At 32.4% G+C, this 22,768-nt stretch carries 20 protein-coding genes; 18 read left to right on the top strand and 2 right to left on the bottom strand.

What is annotated here, in order from left to right; genetic code table 11:
- The first annotated feature begins 92 nt into the window (after nucleotides 1-92).
- The 4 genes from ACEN92_RS01805 (at nucleotide 93) to ACEN92_RS01820 (ending at nucleotide 4,112) form a co-directional block, all read left to right on the top strand.
- The gene (locus ACEN92_RS01805) at nucleotides 93-1,511 is read left to right on the top strand and encodes an amidohydrolase family protein (protein WP_495640658.1); all 1,419 of its coding nucleotides are present in this window, start codon (nucleotides 93-95) and stop codon (nucleotides 1,509-1,511) included.
- Between the two features lie 45 nt (nucleotides 1,512-1,556).
- A complete protein-coding gene (gene rlmH, locus ACEN92_RS01810) occupies nucleotides 1,557-2,030 on the top strand; it encodes a 23S rRNA (pseudouridine(1915)-N(3))-methyltransferase RlmH (RefSeq protein ID WP_078229761.1) in 474 nt (157 codons plus the stop codon).
- Nucleotides 2,031-2,133: 103 nt separating this feature from the next.
- Nucleotides 2,134-3,450, top strand: a complete 1,317-nt coding sequence (locus ACEN92_RS01815) for an MFS transporter (RefSeq protein WP_495640659.1) — start codon at nucleotides 2,134-2,136, stop codon at nucleotides 3,448-3,450.
- An 89-nt stretch (nucleotides 3,451-3,539) separates the two neighbouring features.
- Entirely contained in the window at nucleotides 3,540-4,112 is a 573-nt protein-coding gene (locus ACEN92_RS01820) for a pentapeptide repeat-containing protein (protein ID WP_495640660.1), read from the top strand.
- Here the strand turns inward: ACEN92_RS01820 and ACEN92_RS01825 are convergent, their stop codons facing one another.
- Nucleotides 4,113-4,610, bottom strand: coding sequence for a GNAT family N-acetyltransferase (locus tag ACEN92_RS01825; RefSeq protein ID WP_495640661.1), 498 nt, complete (start codon nucleotides 4,608-4,610; stop codon nucleotides 4,113-4,115).
- A 34-nt stretch (nucleotides 4,611-4,644) separates the two neighbouring features.
- On the bottom strand, nucleotides 4,645-5,685 hold the full coding sequence (locus ACEN92_RS01830) for a GMP reductase (RefSeq protein ID WP_495640662.1): 1,041 nt from the start codon (nucleotides 5,683-5,685) through the stop codon (nucleotides 4,645-4,647).
- 269 nt (nucleotides 5,686-5,954) lie between these two features.
- Here ACEN92_RS01830 and ACEN92_RS01835 point away from each other — a divergent pair, with 269 nt between their 5' ends.
- The 14 genes from ACEN92_RS01835 (at nucleotide 5,955) to ACEN92_RS01900 (ending at nucleotide 22,762) form a co-directional block, all read left to right on the top strand.
- Nucleotides 5,955-7,184 (top strand): HD domain-containing protein, encoded by a 1,230-nt coding sequence (locus ACEN92_RS01835; RefSeq protein ID WP_495642323.1) that lies wholly within the window; start codon nucleotides 5,955-5,957, stop codon nucleotides 7,182-7,184.
- Between the two features lie 131 nt (nucleotides 7,185-7,315).
- Nucleotides 7,316-8,359 carry a UDP-3-O-(3-hydroxymyristoyl)glucosamine N-acyltransferase gene (lpxD, locus tag ACEN92_RS01840; protein WP_495640663.1) on the top strand — a complete coding sequence of 348 codons (1,044 nt, stop codon included), beginning with the start codon at nucleotides 7,316-7,318 and terminating at the stop codon, nucleotides 8,357-8,359.
- Nucleotides 8,352-9,740, top strand: coding sequence for a bifunctional UDP-3-O-[3-hydroxymyristoyl] N-acetylglucosamine deacetylase/3-hydroxyacyl-ACP dehydratase (locus ACEN92_RS01845; protein ID WP_495640664.1), 1,389 nt, complete (start codon nucleotides 8,352-8,354; stop codon nucleotides 9,738-9,740). The genes lpxD and ACEN92_RS01845 overlap by 8 nt, the downstream gene beginning before the upstream one ends.
- 72 nt (nucleotides 9,741-9,812) lie before the next feature.
- Complete coding sequence (gene lpxA, locus ACEN92_RS01850; protein WP_495640665.1) at nucleotides 9,813-10,598, top strand: acyl-ACP--UDP-N-acetylglucosamine O-acyltransferase; 786 nt, start codon at nucleotides 9,813-9,815, stop codon at nucleotides 10,596-10,598.
- Between the two features lie 122 nt (nucleotides 10,599-10,720).
- Nucleotides 10,721-11,287, top strand: coding sequence for an elongation factor P (efp, locus tag ACEN92_RS01855; RefSeq protein WP_495640666.1), 567 nt, complete (start codon nucleotides 10,721-10,723; stop codon nucleotides 11,285-11,287).
- 117 nt (nucleotides 11,288-11,404) lie between these two features.
- Entirely contained in the window at nucleotides 11,405-12,334 is a 930-nt protein-coding gene (locus ACEN92_RS01860) for a UDP-3-O-(3-hydroxymyristoyl)glucosamine N-acyltransferase (protein WP_495640667.1), read from the top strand.
- A 1-nt stretch (nucleotide 12,335) separates the two neighbouring features.
- Nucleotides 12,336-12,698: a nuclear transport factor 2 family protein gene (locus ACEN92_RS01865; protein WP_495640668.1), complete on the top strand. Its 363-nt coding sequence runs from the start codon at nucleotides 12,336-12,338 to the stop codon at nucleotides 12,696-12,698.
- Nucleotides 12,699-12,784: 86 nt separating this feature from the next.
- A complete protein-coding gene (sucD, locus tag ACEN92_RS01870) occupies nucleotides 12,785-13,657 on the top strand; it encodes a succinate--CoA ligase subunit alpha (protein WP_007808093.1) in 873 nt (290 codons plus the stop codon).
- A 141-nt stretch (nucleotides 13,658-13,798) separates the two neighbouring features.
- Entirely contained in the window at nucleotides 13,799-14,227 is a 429-nt protein-coding gene (locus ACEN92_RS01875; RefSeq protein ID WP_495640669.1) for a hypothetical protein, read from the top strand.
- Between the two features lie 501 nt (nucleotides 14,228-14,728).
- Complete coding sequence (locus ACEN92_RS01880) at nucleotides 14,729-15,337, top strand: RNA polymerase sigma factor (protein WP_495640670.1); 609 nt, start codon at nucleotides 14,729-14,731, stop codon at nucleotides 15,335-15,337.
- A 78-nt stretch (nucleotides 15,338-15,415) separates the two neighbouring features.
- Nucleotides 15,416-16,534: a FecR family protein gene (locus ACEN92_RS01885; protein WP_495640671.1), complete on the top strand. Its 1,119-nt coding sequence runs from the start codon at nucleotides 15,416-15,418 to the stop codon at nucleotides 16,532-16,534.
- Between the two features lie 192 nt (nucleotides 16,535-16,726).
- A complete protein-coding gene (locus tag ACEN92_RS01890) occupies nucleotides 16,727-20,392 on the top strand; it encodes a SusC/RagA family TonB-linked outer membrane protein (RefSeq protein WP_495640672.1) in 3,666 nt (1,221 codons plus the stop codon).
- Nucleotides 20,393-20,404: 12 nt separating this feature from the next.
- Nucleotides 20,405-21,883, top strand: a complete 1,479-nt coding sequence (locus ACEN92_RS01895) for a RagB/SusD family nutrient uptake outer membrane protein (protein WP_495640673.1) — start codon at nucleotides 20,405-20,407, stop codon at nucleotides 21,881-21,883.
- 15 nt (nucleotides 21,884-21,898) lie between these two features.
- Nucleotides 21,899-22,762 carry a substrate import-associated zinc metallohydrolase lipoprotein gene (locus tag ACEN92_RS01900; RefSeq protein WP_495640674.1) on the top strand — a complete coding sequence of 288 codons (864 nt, stop codon included), beginning with the start codon at nucleotides 21,899-21,901 and terminating at the stop codon, nucleotides 22,760-22,762.
- Nucleotides 22,763-22,768: the final 6 nt, after the last annotated feature.

The raw sequence follows: 22,768 nt of genomic DNA on the forward strand, positions 1-22,768 counted from the left end.
ATGGATCAAGTTATATTTCAAAAAGCAATTTTCGCATAGATTAAAAAAGTCGTCTAAATTAACTATATTTGCATGTAATTTAAACTTAGACTATGGCGAGGATAATTACACTTTTCTGTTTTTTGGCAATGCAAATCAGTTTTTCTCAATCTGTTGAAAACTATTTGGAAAAAATCAGAAATAACGAAGCGCTCTTAACCGCTTTTTTTCAACAAATGCCAAAAGGAGGCGATTTACACCATCATTTTTCGGGATCAATTTACGCAGAACCTCTTCTGGAAAGAGCTATTTCAGAAGATTTTTATCTGAATTTAGAAACGATGGAAGTATCAAAAAATAAACCCTCAAAAGGCAATTGGGAAAATTTCTCTTCTCTTAAAAATAACGGACAACTTGCTTTTTACAAACAGCAAGTCATGCAAACCTGGTCTGCAAAAGATTATAATGGTGTAACAGTACCTTCAGATGATTTATTTTTTGATTCTTTTGGTAAATTTTCTTCTGTAATCGATGGTCATTTTGCTGAGGGTTTACTGGAATTGAAAAACCGTGCACTTTCAGAAAATGTAAGTTATATCGAAACTCAGTTATCATTAATTCCCTGTGATATGAAGGTGGATGATTTAGCTGATTTTAACTCGAAACTCCGTCAATTCACCAATCAAAAAGATGAAAAGGGGGTTTTAAAAACTTTAGATGATTTGTATAAATCGATTGAACAAAAAGACGCTAAAAAATATGCGGAAGATTTTAATACTAACTTTATTGCGAAGCTGCATAAAGATTTAAAAATTGACGACGAGCGTTTTAAGATGCGTTATCAAAATTTTGTGCTACGTTTTATGGAACCTGTAGATTTGTTTAAAAACCTTATTATTGCTTTTATTTCGGCTAACAATAGTAAACTTGTTGCCGGTGTAAACATTGTTTCTCCTGAAGATGGCGAAACTTCAATGAAAGATTATTGGCTTCATATGGTCATGTTTAAATATTGCCATTATCGTTTTCCTGATGTAAAATATACGCTTCATGCCGGCGAATTAACTTTAGGATTAGTACAGCCTGAAGATTTAACATGGCATATCAATTCGGCAATTTATACAGCCGGAGCCAATAGAATTGGCCACGGAGTAGATATTGCTTATGAAGCAAATTCATATGATTTGCTGCGTTATATGTCAAAAAATAATATTCCAATTGAGATTAATTTAGTCAGTAACGAATTTATTTTGAAAGTAAAAGAAGGAAGGCATCCTTTTACACTTTATAAAGAGTTTAATGTGCCAATTATAATCAGTACAGATGATGCAGGAATTTTGCGAACAAATATGACAGAACAATATGTTTTATTGGCAAAAAGATATCCTGATGTTTCTTATGCTACTATCAAAAAATATGTTTATAATAGTATTAATTACAGTTTTATTCAGGATGAGTCTGTAAAAAAGCAATTATTGAAAGATTTGGATGCCAGATTTAAAACTTTCGAAAATAAATTTCCTAAAAATTAAGTATTTAAAATTGAAACTTTTTTGAATAAATTATAATTTCTTCAGATGAATATTAAACTTATTGCCATTGGTAAAACCGATAATAAATCATTGCAAACTTTGATCGATGATTATACTAAACGTTTGTCGTTTTATATCAAATTTGATTTAGAAATTATTCCGGATATTAAAAATGTAAAGAATTTATCTGAAAGCCAGCAAAAAGAAAAAGAAGGCGAGTTGATTTTATCTAAATTAACCCCAACCGATCAGTTGATTTTATTGGATGAAAACGGAAAAAACTTTTCAAGTGTTGGTTTTTCTGAAGAATTACAAAAAAAGATGAACTCTGGAATTAAAACGCTGGTTTTTGTAATCGGCGGTCCTTATGGTTTTTCAGAAACGGTTTACAGTAAGGCGCAAGGCAAAATTTCACTTTCGCTAATGACTTTTTCGCATCAGATGGTGCGTTTGTTTTTTATAGAACAATTATATCGTGGTTTTACTATTTTAAGAAATGAGCCTTATCATCATCAATAAATTATACTTTACTTTGAATACAACAAATCATTGATTATTTATTAATGAAGATTCATAATGATTATAAGAAAAAATAAATAAATTAGCCGTCAAAACCATAACTATGACAAACCTACCAAAAGGAAGTAAAAAATTATTGAATGCCTGGGCCTTTTATGATTGGGCAAATTCAGTTTATACTCTTACAATTGCATCAGCTGTATTTCCTATTTTTTATGAAGCCTTATTTTCTAAACGAAGTCATTATATAGAAGTTTTCGGATTAGAATTAAAAAATACAGCCCTGATTAGTTTTACAACAGCATTTGCCTTTATATTTGTAGCCTTTTTTTCACCGTTATTATCCGGTATTGCGGATTATGTTGGGAATAAAAAAATGTTTATGAAATTTTTCTGCTATGTTGGAGCTTTATCCTGCATGGGATTGTATTGGTTTAATCTTGGAAACATTTACATTGGATTATTATTTTATTTTCTTGGTCTTATTGGATATTGGGGTAGTTTGGTTTTCTATAATTCCTATTTGCCGGATATCGCATTTCCTGAACAACAGGATAAAATTAGTGCCAAAGGATATTCTTTAGGATATATTGGAAGTGTGATTTTACTGGTTGTCAATCTGGCAATGATTATGAAGCCTAACTGGTTCAATATTACAGGAATTGAAGGACAATCGGCTAGGGATATAGCGATGCGATATTCTTTTGTAATGGTTGGTGTATGGTGGATTTTATTTAGTCAGTATACGTATTATTATTTGCCAAAGGGAAGCAAAGAAAAAGACGAAAAACTAACTAAATCTGTTGTTTTTAATGGCTTTAAGGAATTGAAGAAAGTTTGGGCTATATTGAAAGATAATATTCCTTTAAGAAGATATTTAGGCGGTTTTTTTGTTTCAAGTATGGCCGTCCAAACTGTAATGCTTGTAGCGACTTATTTTGGAGCGCAGGAAATTCAATGGGCATCTGAAGAAGAAAGTACTATTGGATTAATTAAATGTATTTTAATTATTCAATTAGTTGCCGTTATTGGTGCTGTTTTAACTTCAAGAGCTTCAGCAAAATTTGGTAATATTCCAACTTTAATCGCAATCAATACTATATGGGCGGTCTTTTGTGCACTTGCCTTTTTTATTACTTTACCCATACATTTTTATGTTATGGCTACAGTAGCCGGATTTGTAATGGGCGGGATTCAGGCTTTATCACGTTCTACCTATTCAAAATTATTGCCTGAAACAGAAGATACTGCTTCTTTTTTTAGTTTTTATGATGTTGCCGAAAAAATCGGAATCGTTATTGGAATGTGCCTTTACGGAATTATCGATCAGATTACAGGAAGCCCTCGTTTGGCGATTGTATTTTTAGGAATCTTTTTTGTGGTTGCTATTTTCCTTTTACGAAGAGTGCATAAAAAATAATTAGTAAAATAATATTCTCAATCTAAACGCAATTATCCTATATTTGATTCTTGCGTTTTTATTTTAAATTTAATAACAATTGATCTTTAATGACGAGTCAATATTTCCTTGATAAAGAATATAATAACATCATTTACGATAGGGATGGGGCTAATTTTAAGGATTTTGAATGTTGTATTTTTAATAATTGCAATTTTTCCGCCTGTACTTTTTTAGCTGTTACTTTTATTGACTGTGTTTTTAATGATTGTATTTTTAATGATGCAAAAATCAATTATGTGGCTTTTAGAACGGCAACTTTTAATCGATGTGAAATCAAAGAGGTGAATTTTGCTATGTGCGACAAACTCATTTTTGAGATACATTTTAACGATTGCATTTTAGATTTTTCGAAATTTTATACTTTAAAAATAAAAGGAACGACTTTTACAAATTGCAGTTTGGTTGCCGTCGATTTTATGGCTACAGATCTTACAAGTGTGCTTTTTGATAATTGTGATTTGTATCGGTCTGAGTTTAATAAAGCAATTGCGAATAAAGCCGATTTCAAAACGAGTTATAATTATACGATTGACCCATTCAAAACCAAACTTAAAAGAGCTGTTTTTTCTTTGAATGAAGTAAAAGGTTTATTGTTTAAACACGATGTTGTTGTAAGTTGATTATAGCTTTTTCTCCATCACATAATCTTCCATCAAATACTCTTTGCCAATATCAATATTAACTTCATCAATAATTTCAAAACCTATTTTTTTATAAAAGCTTAGGGCTGTGTTAAATCTGTTTACATTTAAAGATAAAACAGTTGAATGATTCTCTAAAGCCATTTTTTCTATCTGTTCAATTACTTTTTTTCCAATCCCTTTTCCTTGTGTTTCAGGTAAGAGATATATTTTATGAATTTTGGTTACAGCTTTATTTTTGTAATTATGTTCAATTCCAATGAAACCGAAAGTTGCTTCATCTTCTGAAATCAGATAAAATAATTGTTCTTTTTTCTCAAATTGGTTAATTAAAGCTTCATCAGAATAAAATAAATCCAGCATATAATCTAATTGCGATTTGGATAGTATTTTACCATACGTAATTGGCCACGTTATATAGGTTATTTCCTGAATGGTTTTGATATCTTCTGCCGTTGCTTCTGAAATTGTAATCATATTCAATTTAAAATGTGTTGTAATAGTTGAAAAATTATTTCGTGAAAATTTGATTTTCCTGTTCACTGACTCTTATAAATGTTGTTCGTTTAGTCAATTCTTTTAATCTTGAAGCACCCACATAAGTACAGGTACTGCGCAAACCTCCTAAAATATCCAAAACAGTATTGATTACTTTACCTTTAAAGGGAACCTGAACAGTTTTTCCTTCACTTGCCCTGTATTCGGCTACACCGCCAACATGTTTGTCCATAGCAGTTGTAGAGCTCATTCCGTAAAATTGTTTGAACTTCTGACCATTAACTTCAATCAATTCGCCACCACTTTCAGTATGTCCGGCTAACATTCCGCCAAGCATAACAAAATCGGAACCTGCACCAAAAGCTTTGGCAACATCGCCGGGTGTACTGCATCCTCCATCGCTAATAATATGTCCTCCTAAACCATGAGCAGAATCGGCACATTCGATAATGGCTGAAAGCTGCGGATACCCAACACCTGTTTTTACACGAGTCGTACAAACTGAACCAGGTCCAATTCCGACTTTTACAATATCAGCTCCGGCTAATAACAATTCTTCTGTCATTTCGCCTGTTACAACATTTCCTGCAATAATAACTTTATCAGGATATTGTTTACGGGTTTGTTTTAAAAATTGAACAAAGTGTTCTGAATATCCATTGGCAACATCAATGCAAATAAATTTCAATGAAGGATTTGCTTTAATAATTTCAGCAATTTTAACAGCATCTTCTTTGCCGGTTCCTGTACTAACTGCGATATAATTGTAAAAATCAGAGGAAACAGTTTGTAAAAAAGCATTCCACTCCTGAAGTGAATAATGCTTATGAATGGCAGTAAAAAGCTTTTCTTTGGCTAAAGCTGCAGCCATTTCAAAAGTCCCTACGGTATCCATATTTGCTGCCATAATTGGAATTCCTGTCCATAGAGTTGTACTATGCAAAAATTTAAGATTTCTTTCTAAAGATACTTCAGACCTGCTTTTTAAAGTAGATCTTTTGGGTCTGATCATCACATCTTTAAATCCTAATTTAAGATCGGTTTCTATTCTCATGATTTTCTAAATTTTGTTACTTTCAAATATATCAATTTTGAAAATGACTGAGTTTATAACATTACTAAAACTAATCCTTAGTTATTAACATTTTAGAAAAATTAAGATTACTGAAATTCGATATGCGTTTTTATTTAAAGGGTATATAATCAGTGCTTTTCTTTTTGATGAAAAATATTTCAGAAAATGATTTCTTTTTTAAATTAAAAACAGAAAACAGTTTATACTTAATTACTTATATTTGTTCACCTAAAAAAAGAATCGGAATAGTGAATCATATTAATAAGTTAAAAATATTTAATGACCCCATTTATGGCTTTATTTCTATACCGAATGAGCTTGTTTATGATTTAATCCAGCATCCGTATTTTCAGCGTTTACGCCGTATTTCACAAATGGGATTATCGTATTTGGTTTATCCCGGAGCTAATCACACACGTTTTCATCATGCCTTGGGTTGTATGCATTTGATGCAAAAGGCAATTGAAACGCTTCGTTTTAAAGGCGTTGCTATTTCAAATGATGAAGAATGTGCTTTATTAATAGCTATTTTATTGCATGATATTGGACATGGACCTTTTTCGCATGCCATGGAAAAAAGTATTGTTGAAGATGTTAATCATGAGGCAATTTCCTTATTATTTATGAATCAGTTAAATGAGGAGTTTGACGGAAGATTAAGTCTGGCAATTCAGGTTTTTAAAGGTGATTATCACAGGAAATTCATGCTGCAATTGATTTCCAGTCAGTTGGATATGGATCGAATGGATTATTTAAAGCGTGATAGTTTTTATACTGGTGTTGCCGAAGGAAATGTCAATTCTGAACGATTGATTCAGATGATGAATGTGGTTGATGGTGTTTTGGTCATTGAAGAAAAAGGAATTTATTCAGTAGAAAAATTTCTGTTGTCAAGACGATTAATGTATTGGCAGGCATATTTACATAAAACCAGTTTGGTAGCAGAACTAATTTTAACGAAAGTTCTAAAAAGAGCCAAGGAATTGACTTTGAAAGGAGTGAGTTTACCTTGCAGCGAATCACTTTTATATTTCATGCAAAACAAGATTACGTTAGAAAATTTTGATGCGGAAATATTAGATTTGTTTTCTCAATTAGATGATTTTGATATTATTAGTGCCTTGAAAGCCTGGCAAAAGCAAGATGACTTTATACTTTCAACCTTGAGTAAAATGATTATCAATAGAGACTTATTGAAAATTAAATTGAGTGGTGAAAAAATTCCGTCTGAAGAAATTCTGGAATTAAAAGAAAAATTTGCCAAAGAACACAATATCTCACAGTTTGAAGCAGATTATTTTATTTTTAGGGGAAAAATTAAAAATCAAGCGTACAGTAAAGAAGCAGAACCGATACGAATTTTAAAAAAAGATAAAACAATTGAAGATGTTGTTGAAGCATCTGACCAGTTGAATTTGAAATCGTTATCTAAATTGGTAACAAAATATTATATCTGTTTCCCAAAACAACTTATCTAAAATTAACATTTAAAACCTATTTTTTATATTTTTGTCGGAATGAAACGAACTAGTACATTTTTTTTTGAATATAAGCAGAACGTTTTGCAGAGAGTTCCATCTTATTCCTAGAAAAAATATAATCAAATAAGATGAAATTTACAGCAGAACAAATAGCAGGAATTTTAGAAGGAGAAGTTGTTGGGAATCCCAATGCCGAGGTTTTTCGACTGTCTAAAATAGAAGAAGGAGAGGAGGGCTCACTGACTTTTCTGGCAAACCCTAAATATCTAAATCATATCTATACTACAAGAGCATCAGTAACAATTGTTAATGATAGTTTTATACCGGAATCTGAAATTACCACGACTTTAATTAAAGTGGAAGATGCATATGTTTCTTTTTCTAAACTTTTAGAATTTTATAATCAGGTAAAATTAAATAAAAACGGAATCGAGCCACAGACTTTTATATCTGAAGGAACTAAATATGGTGAAAACTTATATTTAGGAAGTTTTAGTTATATCGGTCAAAATGTGATTTTGGGAGATAATGTAAAAATATATCCAAACAGTTTTATTGGAGATAATGTTGTTATTGGCAATAATGTATATATTTTTGCAGGCGCTAAAATTTATTCTGAAACTATAATTGGTAATAATTGCACCATTCATTCAGGGACTATTATTGGTGCTGATGGCTTTGGTTTTGCTCCAAATGAAGATGGTGAGTATAATAAAGTTCCACAAATTGGAAACGTTATTATAGAAGATAATGTAGATATTGGTGCCAATACTACAATCGACAGAGCAACTCTTGGTTCTACTATAATTAGAAAGGGAGTAAAATTAGACAATCAGATTCAGATTGCCCATAATGTGGAGATTGGTAAAAATACAGTAATTGCAGCTCAAACAGGCGTTGCAGGTTCTACAAAAATAGGAGAAAACTGTATGATTGGAGGACAGGTTGGAATCGCAGGTCATTTAATAATAGGTAATAATGTAAGGCTTCAGGCTCAATCAGGTGTGGCGAGAAATATTAAAGATGATGAAATTTTGCAGGGAAGCCCAACATTTGGTTATAGCGATTTTAGTAAGTCGTATGTTCATTTTAAGAACTTACCTAAGATTGTTGCCGAATTAGAAGAATTAAAAAAACAAATAATAAACCCAAAAAATGGAAATAATGGTTAAACAGAAGACCATCAAGAATGAAATTTCACTAACAGGAGTTGGATTGCACACTGGAAAAGAAGTTACAATGACTTTTAAACCAGCTCCGATTAATAATGGTTTCACTTTTGTTAGAATTGACTTGCAGGGCCAACCAGTGATTGAAGCTGATGCCAATTATGTAGTTAACACACAAAGAGGTACCAATTTAGAAAAATTAGGTGTAAAAATTCAAACTCCGGAACATGTTTTAGCCGCATTGGTTGGCTGTGATTTAGATAATGTTATTATTGAATTAAATGCTTCTGAGCTTCCCATTATGGATGGTTCTTCAAAATATTTTGTTGAAGCAATTGAAAAAGCAGGAATCCAGGAACAAGACGCAAAACGTAATGTTTATGTAGTAAAAGAAGTAATTTCATTTACAGACGAAACTACAGGAAGTGAGATTTTGGTTATGCCAAGTGATGATTATCAGGTTACTGCAATGGTAGATTTTGGTACTAAAGTTTTAGGGACTCAAAATGCTACTTTGAAAAGCATTGCTGATTTTAAAAATGAAATTTCAAATTCAAGAACTTTTAGTTTTTTACATGAATTAGAATCTTTATTGGAAAATGGATTAATAAAAGGTGGCGATTTAAATAATGCTATTGTTTATGTAGATAAAGAAATTTCTGAGTCTACAATGGAAAACCTTAAGAAAGCTTTTGGAAAGGATGAAATTTCGGTAAAGCCAAATGGTGTTCTTGATAATTTAACTTTGCATTATCCAAACGAAGCTGCAAGACATAAACTTTTGGATGTTATTGGTGATTTATCTTTGATTGGAGTTAGAATTCAGGGAAAAATCATTGCTAACAAACCAGGACATTACGTAAATACACAATTTGCCAAAAAAATGGCAAAAATTATAAAAATCGAGCAAAGGAACCATATCCCTGTTTATGATTTGAATCAGGAACCTTTGATGGATATCCATAAAATCATGGCAGTTTTGCCTCACAGACCTCCATTTTTGTTGATCGACAGAATTATTGAAATGTCATCAAGCCATGTAGTTGGATTGAAAAATGTTACCATGAATGAAAATTTCTTCGTAGGGCATTTCCCTGATGCTCCGGTAATGCCGGGTGTATTAATTGTTGAGGCAATGGCACAAACTGGTGGAATTTTGGTCTTAAGTACAGTTCCGGATCCTGAAAATTATTTGACTTATTTTATGAAAATAGATAATGTTAAGTTTAAACATAAAGTATTGCCTGGTGACACTTTAATTTTTAAGTGTGATTTGATTTCTCCAATAAGAAGAGGAATTTGTCATATGCAGGCAAATGCTTACGCTAACGGGAAATTAGTTGCTGAAGCAGAATTAATGGCTCAAATTGCGAGGAAACAATAATAATTAATCAAATTTATTGTTTACGTTTGTTGCCCTAATTAGATTATTTTAAATTAAAATATAAAAATACAGATGAATCAACCATTAGCATATGTTCATCCCGGCGCTAAAATCGCTAAAAATGTTGTAATTGAGCCTTTTACGACAATTCACAATAATGTTGTTATTGGTGATGGTACTTGGATAGGTTCAAATGTGACCATTATGGAAGGTGCCCGCATTGGGAAAAATTGTAATATTTTTCCGGGTGCTGTAATTTCGGCTGTTCCTCAGGATTTAAAATTTGGAGGAGAAGATTCTCTGGCTATCATTGGTGATAATTGCACGATTAGAGAATGCGTAACGATTAATAGAGGGACAATAGCTTCAGGTCAGACTGTTATAGGAGATAATTGCCTAATAATGGCAACTGCTCACATTGCTCATGATTGTCATGTTGGTAATAATGCAATCATTGTTAACGGAGTTCTTTTAGGAGGGCATGTTACTATTGGTAATTATGCGATTATTGGAGGATTGTCAGCTGTGCATCAATTTATTAGTGTTGGAGATCATGCTATGATTTCGGGAGGTTCATTATTAAGAAAAGATGTTCCGCCATATACAAAAGCAGCAAAAGAACCATTATCTTATGTGGGTATAAATTCAGTAGGTCTTAGAAGAAGAGGCTTTAGTACTGAAAAAATTAGGGAAATTCAGGATATTTATAGAATTTTATATCAAAAAAATTACAATACAACACAAGCGTTGAGTATTATTGAAGGAGAAATGGAAGCTACACCTGAAAGGGATGAGATTTTAGATTTTATTCGAAACTCATCAAGAGGTGTAATGAAAGGATATTCAGGGAATTATTAATTTTAGAGTTTAGATTTCTAACTTCATCATTAAAGCTCAAATAAAATATAAAAAATAATAAATGGAGATTATTAATTCTTTAGGAATCTAAAATCTACATTCTAAAATCTAAAATTAAAAAAATGGCATCTACATCAGATATTAGAAACGGGTTATGTATTAAATACAATCACGATATTTATAAAATTATCGAATTTCTTCACGTAAAACCTGGAAAAGGACCAGCTTTCGTAAGAACAAAATTAAGAAGTTTAACAACAGGAAAAGTATTAGATAATACATTTTCTGCAGGGCATAAAATCGAAGATGTACGTGTTGAAACACAGACATATCAATTTTTATATGCTGAAGGAGATGATTTTAACTTTATGAATACTGAAACTTTTGAGCAAATTTCTTTGAATAAAACTATCCTGGATGCTCCGGGACTATTAAAAGAAGGAACAAATGTAATGGTTCAGATCAACACAGAAACAGATTTACCTTTGTCTGTAGATATGCCTGCATCTGTAATTCTTGAAGTTACTTATGCAGAGCCGGGTGTAAAAGGAAATACAGCTACAAATGCAACTAAATCTGCAACAGTAGAAACCGGTGCAAATGTAAATGTTCCTTTGTTTATCAATGAAGGTGACAAAATTAAAATCGATACAGCTTCAGGTTCTTATATGGAACGTGTAAAAGAGTAGTTTATCTATTAGATAATTTGTCAATGAGTCAATTAGAAGACTAATACACTATTAAAATTGTATAATTTATTTCTAATTGACACATTTTCAAATTGGCACATTTTCTAATTAAAATATATGAAATTTCCAAAAGTTCACTCTTTAGAAGAAATTGCAAATTTGCTTAATTGCGAATTTATTGGTGACAAAAACTTTGAGGTCCTGGGCATGAATGAAATACATGTTGTGGAGTCCGGTGATATTGTTTTTGTTGACCATCCAAAATATTATGATAAAGCTTTACAATCGGCAGCAACTATTGTTTTAATCAATAAAAAAGTTGATTGTCCGGAGGGTAAAGCACTTTTAATCTCTGATGACCCTTTTAGGGATTTTAATACTTTAACAAAGCATTTTAAACCTTTTCAATTTGCCAATGCAGCTATTTCTACATCTGCAAAAATAGGAGAAGGAACTGTTATTCAGCCTAATTCTTTTATTGGGAATCATGTTACAATTGGTAAAAATTGCCTGATACATTCAAATGTTTCTATTTATGATCATACAGTAATTGGTGATAATGTGATTATTCACGCCGGAACTATTTTAGGTGCTGATGCTTTTTATTACAAAAAACGCCCGGATGGTTTCGACCAATTAATTTCTGGCGGAAGGGTTGTAATTGAAGATAATGTAGGAATTGGTGCCCTTTGTACGATTGACAAAGGCGTTACCGGTGATACCAGAATTGGTGAAGGAACAAAAATTGATAATCAGGTTCATGTAGGACATGATTCTGTAATAGGAAAAAAATGTCTGATAGCTTCACAAACGGGTATTGCCGGTTGTGTTATTATAGAAGATGAAGTTACTATTTGGGGCCAGGTAGGTACAACAAGTGGTATTACAATAGGAGCGAAGGCTGTTATTATGGGACAAACAGGTGTTACCAAATCGATTGAAGGAGGAAAATCTTATTTCGGAACTCCAATCGAAGAATCAAGAGAAAAGTTAAAACAATTAGCTAATATCAAAAAGATTCCTGAAATTCTAAATAAATTGAAATAATATGTCTATTAAAGAATTTGTTCAAAAATTTTATAAATCGGATGCCTTGATTGATAGTGAAATTTTTAAAACCTATCTGCATCCCAATGTTACTATTGATTGGAATAGCAGTAAAGGGATGATTCATATGGATTACGATTCGATAATAAACATGACTAATGAATTAAACCGCGCATATGTACGCTCAAAAGTTAGGATTAGTCATATAATAGCCGAAGGTGATTTGGTTTCAGTACGTTATTCTCACTTTGTAAAAACGATTGAAAATCCTCGGGAAGAAATGCTGTTGGCTCATTTTTTTACAATTTGGCAAATAAAAGACGGTAAATTGTACAGAGGTTATCAAATGAGTCAATTTTCGTGATATTTTTTGCTAATAAAAAAGTTGAAAATAAGTTACAAAACCTTACTTTTGCATCACAATTTTAAAAACTACATAAAATATATATCATGAGTGTTTTAGTTAATAAAGATTCCAAAATAATTGTTCAAGGATTTACAGGAAGCGAAGGAACTTTCCATGCTTCTCAAATGATTGAGTACGGTACTAATGTTGTTGGTGGTGTTACTCCTGGAAAAGGAGGTACAAGCCATTTGGACCGTCCGGTTTTTAATACAGTAAAAGATGCTGTAGATCAAGCTGGAGCTGATACATCAATTATTTTTGTACCGCCAGCTTTTGCAGCTGATGCAATTATGGAAGCTGCTGATGCCGGAATCAAAGTAATTATTGCTATTACAGAAGGAATTCCTGTAGCAGATATGATTAAAGCAAATAATTATGTTAAAGAAAGAAACTCAAGATTAATCGGACCAAACTGTCCGGGTGTCATTACTCCGGGTGAAGCCAAAGTTGGTATCATGCCAGGTTTTGTTTTCAAAAAAGGAACTGTTGGTATCGTTTCTAAATCAGGAACTTTAACTTATGAAGCTGCGGATCAGGTTGTAAAACAAGGTTTAGGAATTACTACAGCTATCGGAATTGGTGGAGATCCAATTATTGGAACTACTACTAAAGAAGCTGTTGAATTATTAATGAATGATCCGGAAACTGAAATTATCATCATGATTGGTGAAATTGGAGGTCAACTGGAAGCTGATGCTGCTAAATGGGTAAGAGCTGACGGTAACCGTAAGCCGGTTGTTGGTTTTATCGCCGGAGAAACTGCTCCTGCCGGTAGAACAATGGGGCACGCAGGTGCTATTGTTGGTGGTTCTGATGATACAGCTGCTGCTAAAAAACAAATCATGAGAGACAACGGAATCCATGTTGTTGATTCACCAGCTGAAATTGGTAAAAAAGTAAAAGAAGTATTGGGATAATCTCCAATATTTAAAATAACAAATTCCAAAAAGTCTCAATATTTTGTTGAGACTTTTTTACATTTTTAAAATGTATGGAATAAAATTAAAAACTTAGTAACTCAGATTCTCAGAACCTTAGTAACTTAAAAATAAAAAAACATGTATAAAGAATTAAAAAAGTTTAAAATAAGCAACAGTTTTACTTTTACTATTGAAGATAGTTTAGAACAAGCTTGTAATGCTCCAGAATCTGGTGCAGGAGTTTTTGTTGTATATGCTGTTGAAGGTGATGCAAAAGAATTAATTATGGTTGGTTCTACAGGAACTGTTCAGAATGATGGAACTTTAAAAAGCAAAAATGGTGGTCTATACGATAAAATTGTAAACGGACACCAATTTGCTAAAACCGGAAGAAAATATTCATGGCCTGCACAAATGAAATTAGAAAATATTGAAGCTTTAGAAGTTGTTTGGTATGAAACTTTCAATGCTGATGTAAAAGCTATCCCTACTTCTGTTGAAGGACAGGTTTTGCAAAATTTCTTAGATGAAAATGCAAAATTACCAAGATGGAATGTAGCTTTTTAAGCAATACAAAAATAAATTTTATTATTAGCCTTACTTTTTAGTAGGGCTTTTTTATGCTTAGACTTTATTAAATAACATTGCTTTATTAATTAATCAGGGAATACCACTTGTTTAATAACTATTATTCGCACTTATATCTTCACCCACAAAAAAAATGTAGCTTCAGAAAAATCCAATAGATTTTGGAAGTTTTTAATAGTTCCTATTTCTGTTCTCGTTCACAAAAGTTTTTACTATAAATCAATAGTTTAGTCGATGCAATTATTCAAACATAGTTAATTGTAACAAATGAGACAGCTTTTTGATACAAAAGGGTGCCATAACATAGAAAAGTTTTAAAGAGGTTTGCAGATGCGTTTTTTTATCACATGACAAGCTGGAATGGTGTTTTTAACATTGATTCTAATAAGTTCTTCACTCTCCATTAGTGATGAGAACTTAAATTCTTTTTTGTCTAATGATTAAAAGATCGAATGGCATTTTTACTAAAAACATTTTTTTATGAAGACCCAAATCCTGACAATGAAAAACTATGATGATAATAAACTTTGGAATAAACTTAAAGCAGGTGATGAAAAGTCATTTTCTTTGCTTTTTGAAAAGTACTATGGTGATTTAATTAATTATGGAAACTCATTCTCTCCTTTTGCTGAAAAAGTTCAGGACTGTGTTCAGGATGTATTTGCAGATATTTGGTTATATCGTGAATCCTTGCAGGAACCTGATGTGGTAAAGGCTTATTTATTGTCAAGTGTTCGAAAAAGAATTGCACGTTTATACGAACGGGATCATATTTTTAGAAAAACTACAACGACAGATTCTATTGAATTTCTTTTTGATTTTTCGGTGGAGCATGAACTTATAGCTGATGAAGTTACTGCTGAACGTGTTTTGCATCTCAATAAATTATTAAACGATTTGCCTCCTCGTCAAAAGGAGGCTTTATTTTTAAGATATAATCAAGGGCTCACTGTAGAACAGGTTGCAGAAATGTTAGAGGTTAATTATCAATCGGCAAGTAATCTTTTACACCGCGGACTACTTACTCTTCGTAAGGAATGGAAGGGAAGTTTTTCGATTGTTGTATTGCTGTCTTCAGGCGTTTTTTAATTTATTTTAAAAAAAATCCAAATTGGTGAGTATATAATAAGAAAGCTGTCCTCTGTGTTTTTGTAACCTTATTTATAGATGCAAAAACGTAATTATTATATCGAAATTGAAGATTTTTTATCTGACGAATCGTTCCGAACATGGATTTTATCCAAAGTTGATGAACAAGGCTGGGAAGAATGGACTTTAGAAAATCAACAACGCGCTAAATTGGTTGAAGATGCCAGGCTTTTATTGCTGGCAATGAAAGTACCTAATACTGTAATTTCTTCTGAGGAACTTAATGCCGTATTACAATCCACATGGATTAAGATTAAAGAACTAGAAAATAGTAATAAATCCAATAAAAATCTTACGGTTAAATACTTAAAAAAGTATTGGCTAACGGGAGCAGCGGCTGCTGTATTTTTTGCCTTTTTATCGGTTTGGTTTTATCAAAATCAATTTCGGGCCAATCATACTGTTTTGACTTATAAGGAACTTGTTAGTGATAATAATGAAGGACTTGTTGAGCAAACAAATAATTCTGACAAGCCACAAGTAATTACTTTATCTGATGGGAGTTCCGTCTTACTACAACCCAATAGTAAATTAAGTTATCCTAAAATCTTTACCGGAAACGAAAGGAAAGTTTACTTATCAGGAGAAGGCTTCTTCGAAATCAGTAAAAATCCACATAAGCCTTTTTTGGTTTACGCAAACGAAATTATTACAAAAGTAGTTGGTACGAGTTTTAGGGTAAAAGCCTACTCGGATCAACCAAATGTTGAAGTGCTTGTTCGTACCGGTAAGGTAAGGGTAAGATCAAACGAATTGGTTGCAAATTCAGATCAGGAAAAAGAGGTTGTCTTACTTCCTAATCAAGCCTTACGTTTCGTAAGAAGCAACTTAAATTTTAATAAGATAACAGATATTACAGAAGATAAAACATTAGTGAACAGTGTTGGAAATATTGAGCAATTAAGTTTTGAATTTTCTGATATTCCTGTAGATCAGATTTTTAAAACACTAGAGCAGGCATATCTGGTCAGAATTGATTTTCCTAAGGATAAATTAAAAGATTGTCATTTAACAACTTCATTAAGTGACCAGCCACTATCAGAAAAACTTAAGATTATTTGTAAAAGTATTGGTAACGGTACCAGTTTCGAAATGAATGGAAATCAAATCATAATAACATCACAGGGCTGTTATTAAGTAATAATACAATCAAACTATATATAATTAATAAAACCAAATTATTGCCTATGTAAAAAAAATACATAAAAAAAAGTGTCGAAATGCGCTAACATCCGACACTTTATAAAATTAAATAACTCTCTGGAAAGAGTCATTTTATTGCGTTTCTAAAATACGCTTGAACAGTATTAATCAAAACAAATCAAATTTATGAAAAAATCAGTTGGTAAACAACGATTACTCTATCGAATCATGAAAATAACACTATTTCAGTTTGTCTTAGCACTTGTGTTTTCAAGTGTTACTCTGGCAAATAGTGTCAATGGGCAAAGAAAATTAGATACAAAAGTCACTATTGCAGTTGAAAATTTAAGTCTGGATAATGCGTTATCCAAACTTGAAAAATCTGCACATGTAAAATTTTCGTATAATTCAAGATTACCGCAGCTAAATCAAAAAGTTAGTATAAAGGCCAATCAGGAAGCATTGTCAAGTATTCTTAATCGAATCCTGAAACCATTGAATATTACTTATACAGAAATAAGCAATCAGATTATTTTGCAAAATGATCTAAAATTTGAAAGTCATGTTGATCCTGTCATTAAAGGAAAAGTTACAGACCAAAACGGAGTACCCCTGCCAGGGGTAACAGTAACGGCCAAAGGGACTAATACTTTTGCATATACTGATTTTGATGGTACTTTTTCTATCAAAATACCGGTGAATTGTCATCAGCTGGTTTTTTCTTATGTAGGAATGGCAACCAAAGAAGTTGAAGTAGAAGGTACTTCACTAACGATAGTCTTAAATGAATTAGAACAAAGTTTAAAAGAAGTTGTAATTACAGGTTATGAAAAAACATCAAAAAGAACTTTTACGGGAGCTGTTAGTAAAATTGCCATTGAAGAACTTAAAGTTGACGGATTAGCTGATATAAGCAGAGCAATAGAAGGAAAAGCGGCCGGGGTTACTGTACAGAATATTTCAGGAACCTTTGGTACTGCTCCAAAAATTACGGTTCGTGGATCTTCTTCAATTTTTGGGGATACAAAACCATTATGGGTTATTGATGGTGTTGTTCAGGAAGATATTATTAATGTATCTGTATCTGATTTGGCTTCGGGAAATTCTGCAACGTTATTAAGTTCCTCTGTTGCAGGAATTAACCCTAATGATATACAAAGCATTGAAATTTTGAAAGATGCATCAGCAACTTCGATTTATGGGTCAAGATCTTTAAATGGAGTTGTGGTTGTAACTACAAAACAAGGACGAAAAGATTCTCCTTTGAAGATAACATATTCATTAGAGAACACGGCCAGGGCGATACCTAATTATAGCCAGTATGATATTTTGAATTCAAAAGAAACAATGAGTGTTTTGAAAGAAGTTGAAGCAAAAGGATTTTTAGATTTACCTTCAACTGCAGAAGGACGTTATGGAGGAGTTTATAATATTTTAGCCAGAGGAATTAACACGTATGTTCCCGAAACAGACAGCTATTTAGTAAGTAATGATCCGGCTGGACGCAATGCTTTTTTAAGAAAATATGAATTAGCCAATACCAATTGGTTTAAGACATTGTTTAGACCTTCGATTGCCCAAAATCATTCCCTGAGTTTTTCCGGAGGAGGAAAAAATAATACAATGTATGCTTCATTAGCTTATTATAGTGATCCGGGCTGGAGTGTTGCCGATCATGTAAAACAACTTTCATCAAACTTAAAAGGTACTTTTTATATTAATGATGATTTAAATATTACACTAACTACACAGGCTTCTATAAGAAATCAGGGTGCACCAGGAAGTTATGATAGTGAAAATGATGATTTGTATGGAAAGACAACCCGAAATTTTGATATTAATCCTTTTAAATATGCCTTAAATACAAACAGAACTCTAAGGCCTTACGATGACAATGGAAACCTGGAATATTATAGAAGCAATTGGGCACCTTTTAATATTTTAAATGAACTTAAAAATAATTTCATGGAAATCCAGGTAAAAGATATCCGTTTCCAAATGGATCTGGAATATAAAATTAATCCTTACCTGACTTATAATCTTACGGGTTCAGCTCGTTATGCCAATACTGGAAGAGAACATAAAATACTCGAAGATTCAAATATAGTAGGGGCTTATAATGCTGCAGAAACAACTGCTGTCAGAGATGCGAATATTTTTTTATACCAGGATCCAAATGATTTAACGGCACCAAAAGTACCCGTTCTTCCTAATGGCGGAATGTTAAGAAAATTTACGGATGATTTAAATTCATTTTATGTAAGAAATAGTGTGAGTTATAGACGTACTTTAAATTTTAAACATGAATTTGAGGGATTGTTTGGTACTGAGTTAAGATCTTTAAATAGAAAGAGCGACAATTTTACTGCTTACGGTATCCAATACGATAAAGGTCTTACAAGTTTTACAGATCCGAGAATATTGGAGAAGATTATTAATGAGGGAAGTTCTTATTTTGGATTTAACGAAGAAAGAGAAAGAACGGTAGGTTTCTTTGGAAAAGCAGGATATACTTATGATCGCCGTTATACAGCCTCAGTTACCGGACGTTATGATGGTTCAAACAGACAAGGTAACAATAATTCAGCCAGTTGGCTTCCGACTTACACTTTTAGTGGGAAATGGAATATGAAGGAGGAAAATTTTATGAAAGATGTTAAATCTATTAATAATCTAGCATTAAGAGGTTCTTATGGACTTACAGCAACGGCAGGCCCAGCTACGAACTCATTAGCGATTTATAAAAATTTCATCACTGATCGTTTAAATCTTGATGACAGGGAATCAGGTATTAGTATAGATCAATTACAAAATAAGGATTTAACCTGGGAAAAACAATTTGAAACCAACTTAGGTTTTGATCTTGGTGTGTTCAATAACAAACTACAATTGTCAACTGATATATATAGCCGTAAAGCTTTTGATTTAGTTGATTATGTTATAACATCAGGAATTGGCGGACAAAAAGTAAAACAAGGCAATAATGCCGATATGGAAACTAAAGGTCTTGAGATTAGTCTGACCACCAAAAATATAGCAACTGACGATTTTAAATGGTCTACTAATTTTAATTTTTCTGTATATAACCAGAAAATTACAAAATTAGAGAACCAGGCATCCGCTTTTGATTTAATCGAAGGAACGGGAGGAAATACTATTGGTCATCCAAGGAATTCTCTTTATTCATATCAATTTACCGGATTAAACAATCGGGGACTGCCAACTTTTGTAATGAAGGATGGACAATCGGATAATGTTGCCGGAGCAAGTTTTTATGATAGGGATAATGTAACCAAATATTTAAAATATGAGGGTTCAATAGAACCTAATAAATCTTTTGGACTTTCGAACACTTTTACTTATAAAAATTGGTCATTATACGTTTTCGTTGTTGCATCAGCCGGAAATAAGGTACGTTTAAATCCTGTTTATTCCAGCAATTATAATGATTTGACTGTTTTTACAAAAGATTTTACAAATCGTTGGATCAATCCCGGAGATGAAAATAATACCAATGTACCCGTAATTGCAGATAAAGCCTTAATTAATTATTATAGTGCTCAGTCCAAAGAATTGGGGATTGCTTATAACACATATAATTTCTCCGATGTACGTATTGCAGATGGAGATTTTGTAAGATTAAAAAATGTATCCTTAAGTTGGGAATTCCCGAAAGCTTTGAAGCAAAAAATAGGAGTAGCAAATTTCACATTAAAAGGATCAGCAATTAATCCATTATTAATTTATTCTGATAGAAGATTAAATGGTCAGGATCCTGAATTTCGTAATGCAGGAGGTGTAGCATTGCCAATTACAACTCAATATACATTTGCTTTAAACATTTCATTATAATCTATAAATAGTATGAAAAAAATAAAAATTATACTGGCATTATTACTACTTGTAAGTATTAGTAGCTGTGATGAATTTCTTTCTGAAACACCCGATAACAGGACACAAATAGATACCCCGGAAAAAATTTCTGAATTATTGGTTAATGCTTATCCAAACGCATGTTATATGGAGTTTGCTGAAACCATGACAGACAATGTTTTTGATAGTGGTGATCCAGGATTATTTAACACTCAAAATACAGAAAATTATAACTGGGAAATGAACAGTAATAGTTCTGATTTTGAGAGCCAGGAGCGATATTGGGATGCCTGTTATAGTGCAATTGCACACGCTAATGCAGCCCTTAGGGCTATAGAGGAGCTTGGGAGTCCTCCAAGTCTTAATCCACAAAAAGGGGAGGCTCTGCTGGCCAGGGCGTATGCACATTTTATGCTGGTTTCTTTTTGGTCTAAACGTTATGATCCGGCTACAGCCGGTACAGATTTAGGGATACCGTATTTAACAGAACCGGAAGATGTACTGATCAAAAAATACAAAAGAAATTCTATAAAGGAAGTTTTTGACTATCTTGAAAGTGATATCGAAGAAGGCTTAAAATATGTCACCGATGATTACAATCAGCGTAAATTCCATTTTAATAAAGAGGCAGCGAAAGCTTTTGCATCACGTTTTTACCTGATAAAAGGAAATTGGGAGAGAGTTATTGAACTTACAGATCAATTAGCTGCTAATCCGGATGGAAAACTAAGGGATTATACATCTTATCTGAATCTTGATTATAATACTCAATTAAAAATTTATGCAGAGCCAACTCAGGAAACAAATTTATTGATTGCCTCAGAGAGATCTAATTATTCAAGATCTTTTTATCAAAACAGGTTTCAGCTGACGTCAACCAGAATGAACGAAATTTTAGGTTCCGCAACCAATATTTTTAATAAACAATGGCTTTATACAATTTTAAGTTATAATGGTAATACAATATTTGTACCCAAATTTAATGAATATTACAAATATACAAATGCCAATGCAGGTATTGGTAATGCATATGTTGGAATGGTATTATTCAGTAATGATGAACTCTATTTGAATAGGATAGAAGCACTTGTAATGGCAAACAGAATAGATGAAGCCAGAACAGCATTGCAATATTTTATTGGAATACGAACAGCGGAATATGATTCGGCAACTGATATTTTAACTGATGAATCAATAGTTGCTAAATACCCTGTAATTGAAAATGAATATACTCCTTTTTATGCTTTAACTGATTTGCAGACATCATATATAAAGGCTATAGCTGAGTTCCGCAGGAGAGATTTTATACAGGAGGGCATCAGATGGTTTGATATTAAACGATTTAATATAGAGGTTGAACATAAAATATATAATGAGCCAACAAATATTTTAACTAAAGATGACAATCGCCGGGCATTACAAATACCACTTCAGGCATCAACAAATGGTATCGAAAAAAATCCAAGATAAATTAATAGCAAGCATATGAAAATAGTAAAACAATATATAATGACTTTTTTGGCAATAGCGGCAATCGCTTTTTCCGGATGTACACATGAAGATCAGCCTGAAGGGAGTCAATTAGATGTCACAAATTCCCCTCAATCTACGTTAGATAATTGGATTACGGTTAATTATTTAAATCCTTATAACATAAATGTTCAATACAAATGGAACCAGAATGCCGTTGATGTTAATCGCTACCTGTATCCGCCTCAGGAAGAAAAAGTACAGCCCGTTTTAGAAATTATACAAAAAATATGGCTGGATAGTTATACAACAATTGCCGGCCCTGATTTTGTAAAAAAAATTGCTCCCCGGGAAATTGTAATGGTTGGGGGAATGAATTTGGATTTATCCGGAAATATTATTTTGGGTTTGGCAGAAGGAGGGCAAAGGGTAGCACTTTTTGAAACTGATGATGTAGATGTCACAGACAGGGAAAATGTAAAACGATTTATCCATACGATACAGCATGAATACATTCATATTTTGACTCAGCATAAACCATATGATGAAAAATCTATGGCAAAAATAACACCATCCGATTACACGGCAGTCTGGTATCTTACTTCAGATGTGGATGCTAATGAACAAGGGTTTATTACAGCTTATGCGAAATCGAATATTAATGAGGATTTTGCTGAAATGGCTTCTGTTATGTTAACTAATTCTAAAGATGAATATGAGACCTTTTTGGCAGGTATACAGAGTGAGACAGCTGTTGCTGCGATAAGAGCTAAAGAAGCTATTGTTGTAAAATATTTCAAAAAAGAGTTCGATGTGGATTTTTATGCTTTAAGGGATGAAGCGGAAAAAAATACCACTGCTTTACTAAATGGAAATTAAAGCCAA

This window comes from Flavobacterium sp. Flavsp81, from assembly GCF_059491325.1.

Excerpts from the sequence above, each read along its gene's own strand:
- ACEN92_RS01825 (WP_495640661.1), bottom strand. The coding sequence starts at position 4,610 with ATGATTACAATTTCAGAAGCAACGGCAGAAGATATCAAAACCATTCAG.
- ACEN92_RS01895 (WP_495640673.1), top strand. The coding sequence starts at position 20,405 with ATGAAAAAAATAAAAATTATACTGGCATTATTACTACTTGTAAGTATT.
- ACEN92_RS01900 (WP_495640674.1), top strand. The coding sequence starts at position 21,899 with ATGAAAATAGTAAAACAATATATAATGACTTTTTTGGCAATAGCGGCA.
- ACEN92_RS01885 (WP_495640671.1), top strand. The coding sequence starts at position 15,416 with ATGCAAAAACGTAATTATTATATCGAAATTGAAGATTTTTTATCTGAC.
- sucD (WP_007808093.1), top strand. The coding sequence starts at position 12,785 with ATGAGTGTTTTAGTTAATAAAGATTCCAAAATAATTGTTCAAGGATTT.
- ACEN92_RS01805 (WP_495640658.1), top strand. The coding sequence starts at position 93 with ATGGCGAGGATAATTACACTTTTCTGTTTTTTGGCAATGCAAATCAGT.
- efp (WP_495640666.1), top strand. The coding sequence starts at position 10,721 with ATGGCATCTACATCAGATATTAGAAACGGGTTATGTATTAAATACAAT.
- ACEN92_RS01880 (WP_495640670.1), top strand. The coding sequence starts at position 14,729 with ATGAAGACCCAAATCCTGACAATGAAAAACTATGATGATAATAAACTT.
- ACEN92_RS01860 (WP_495640667.1), top strand. The coding sequence starts at position 11,405 with ATGAAATTTCCAAAAGTTCACTCTTTAGAAGAAATTGCAAATTTGCTT.
- lpxA (WP_495640665.1), top strand. The coding sequence starts at position 9,813 with ATGAATCAACCATTAGCATATGTTCATCCCGGCGCTAAAATCGCTAAA.
- ACEN92_RS01875 (WP_495640669.1), top strand. The coding sequence starts at position 13,799 with ATGTATAAAGAATTAAAAAAGTTTAAAATAAGCAACAGTTTTACTTTT.
- rlmH (WP_078229761.1), top strand. The coding sequence starts at position 1,557 with ATGAATATTAAACTTATTGCCATTGGTAAAACCGATAATAAATCATTG.
- ACEN92_RS01830 (WP_495640662.1), bottom strand. The coding sequence starts at position 5,685 with ATGAGAATAGAAACCGATCTTAAATTAGGATTTAAAGATGTGATGATC.
- ACEN92_RS01845 (WP_495640664.1), top strand. The coding sequence starts at position 8,352 with ATGGTTAAACAGAAGACCATCAAGAATGAAATTTCACTAACAGGAGTT.
- ACEN92_RS01890 (WP_495640672.1), top strand. The coding sequence starts at position 16,727 with ATGAAAAAATCAGTTGGTAAACAACGATTACTCTATCGAATCATGAAA.
- lpxD (WP_495640663.1), top strand. The coding sequence starts at position 7,316 with ATGAAATTTACAGCAGAACAAATAGCAGGAATTTTAGAAGGAGAAGTT.
- ACEN92_RS01820 (WP_495640660.1), top strand. The coding sequence starts at position 3,540 with ATGACGAGTCAATATTTCCTTGATAAAGAATATAATAACATCATTTAC.
- ACEN92_RS01815 (WP_495640659.1), top strand. The coding sequence starts at position 2,134 with ATGACAAACCTACCAAAAGGAAGTAAAAAATTATTGAATGCCTGGGCC.
- ACEN92_RS01865 (WP_495640668.1), top strand. The coding sequence starts at position 12,336 with ATGTCTATTAAAGAATTTGTTCAAAAATTTTATAAATCGGATGCCTTG.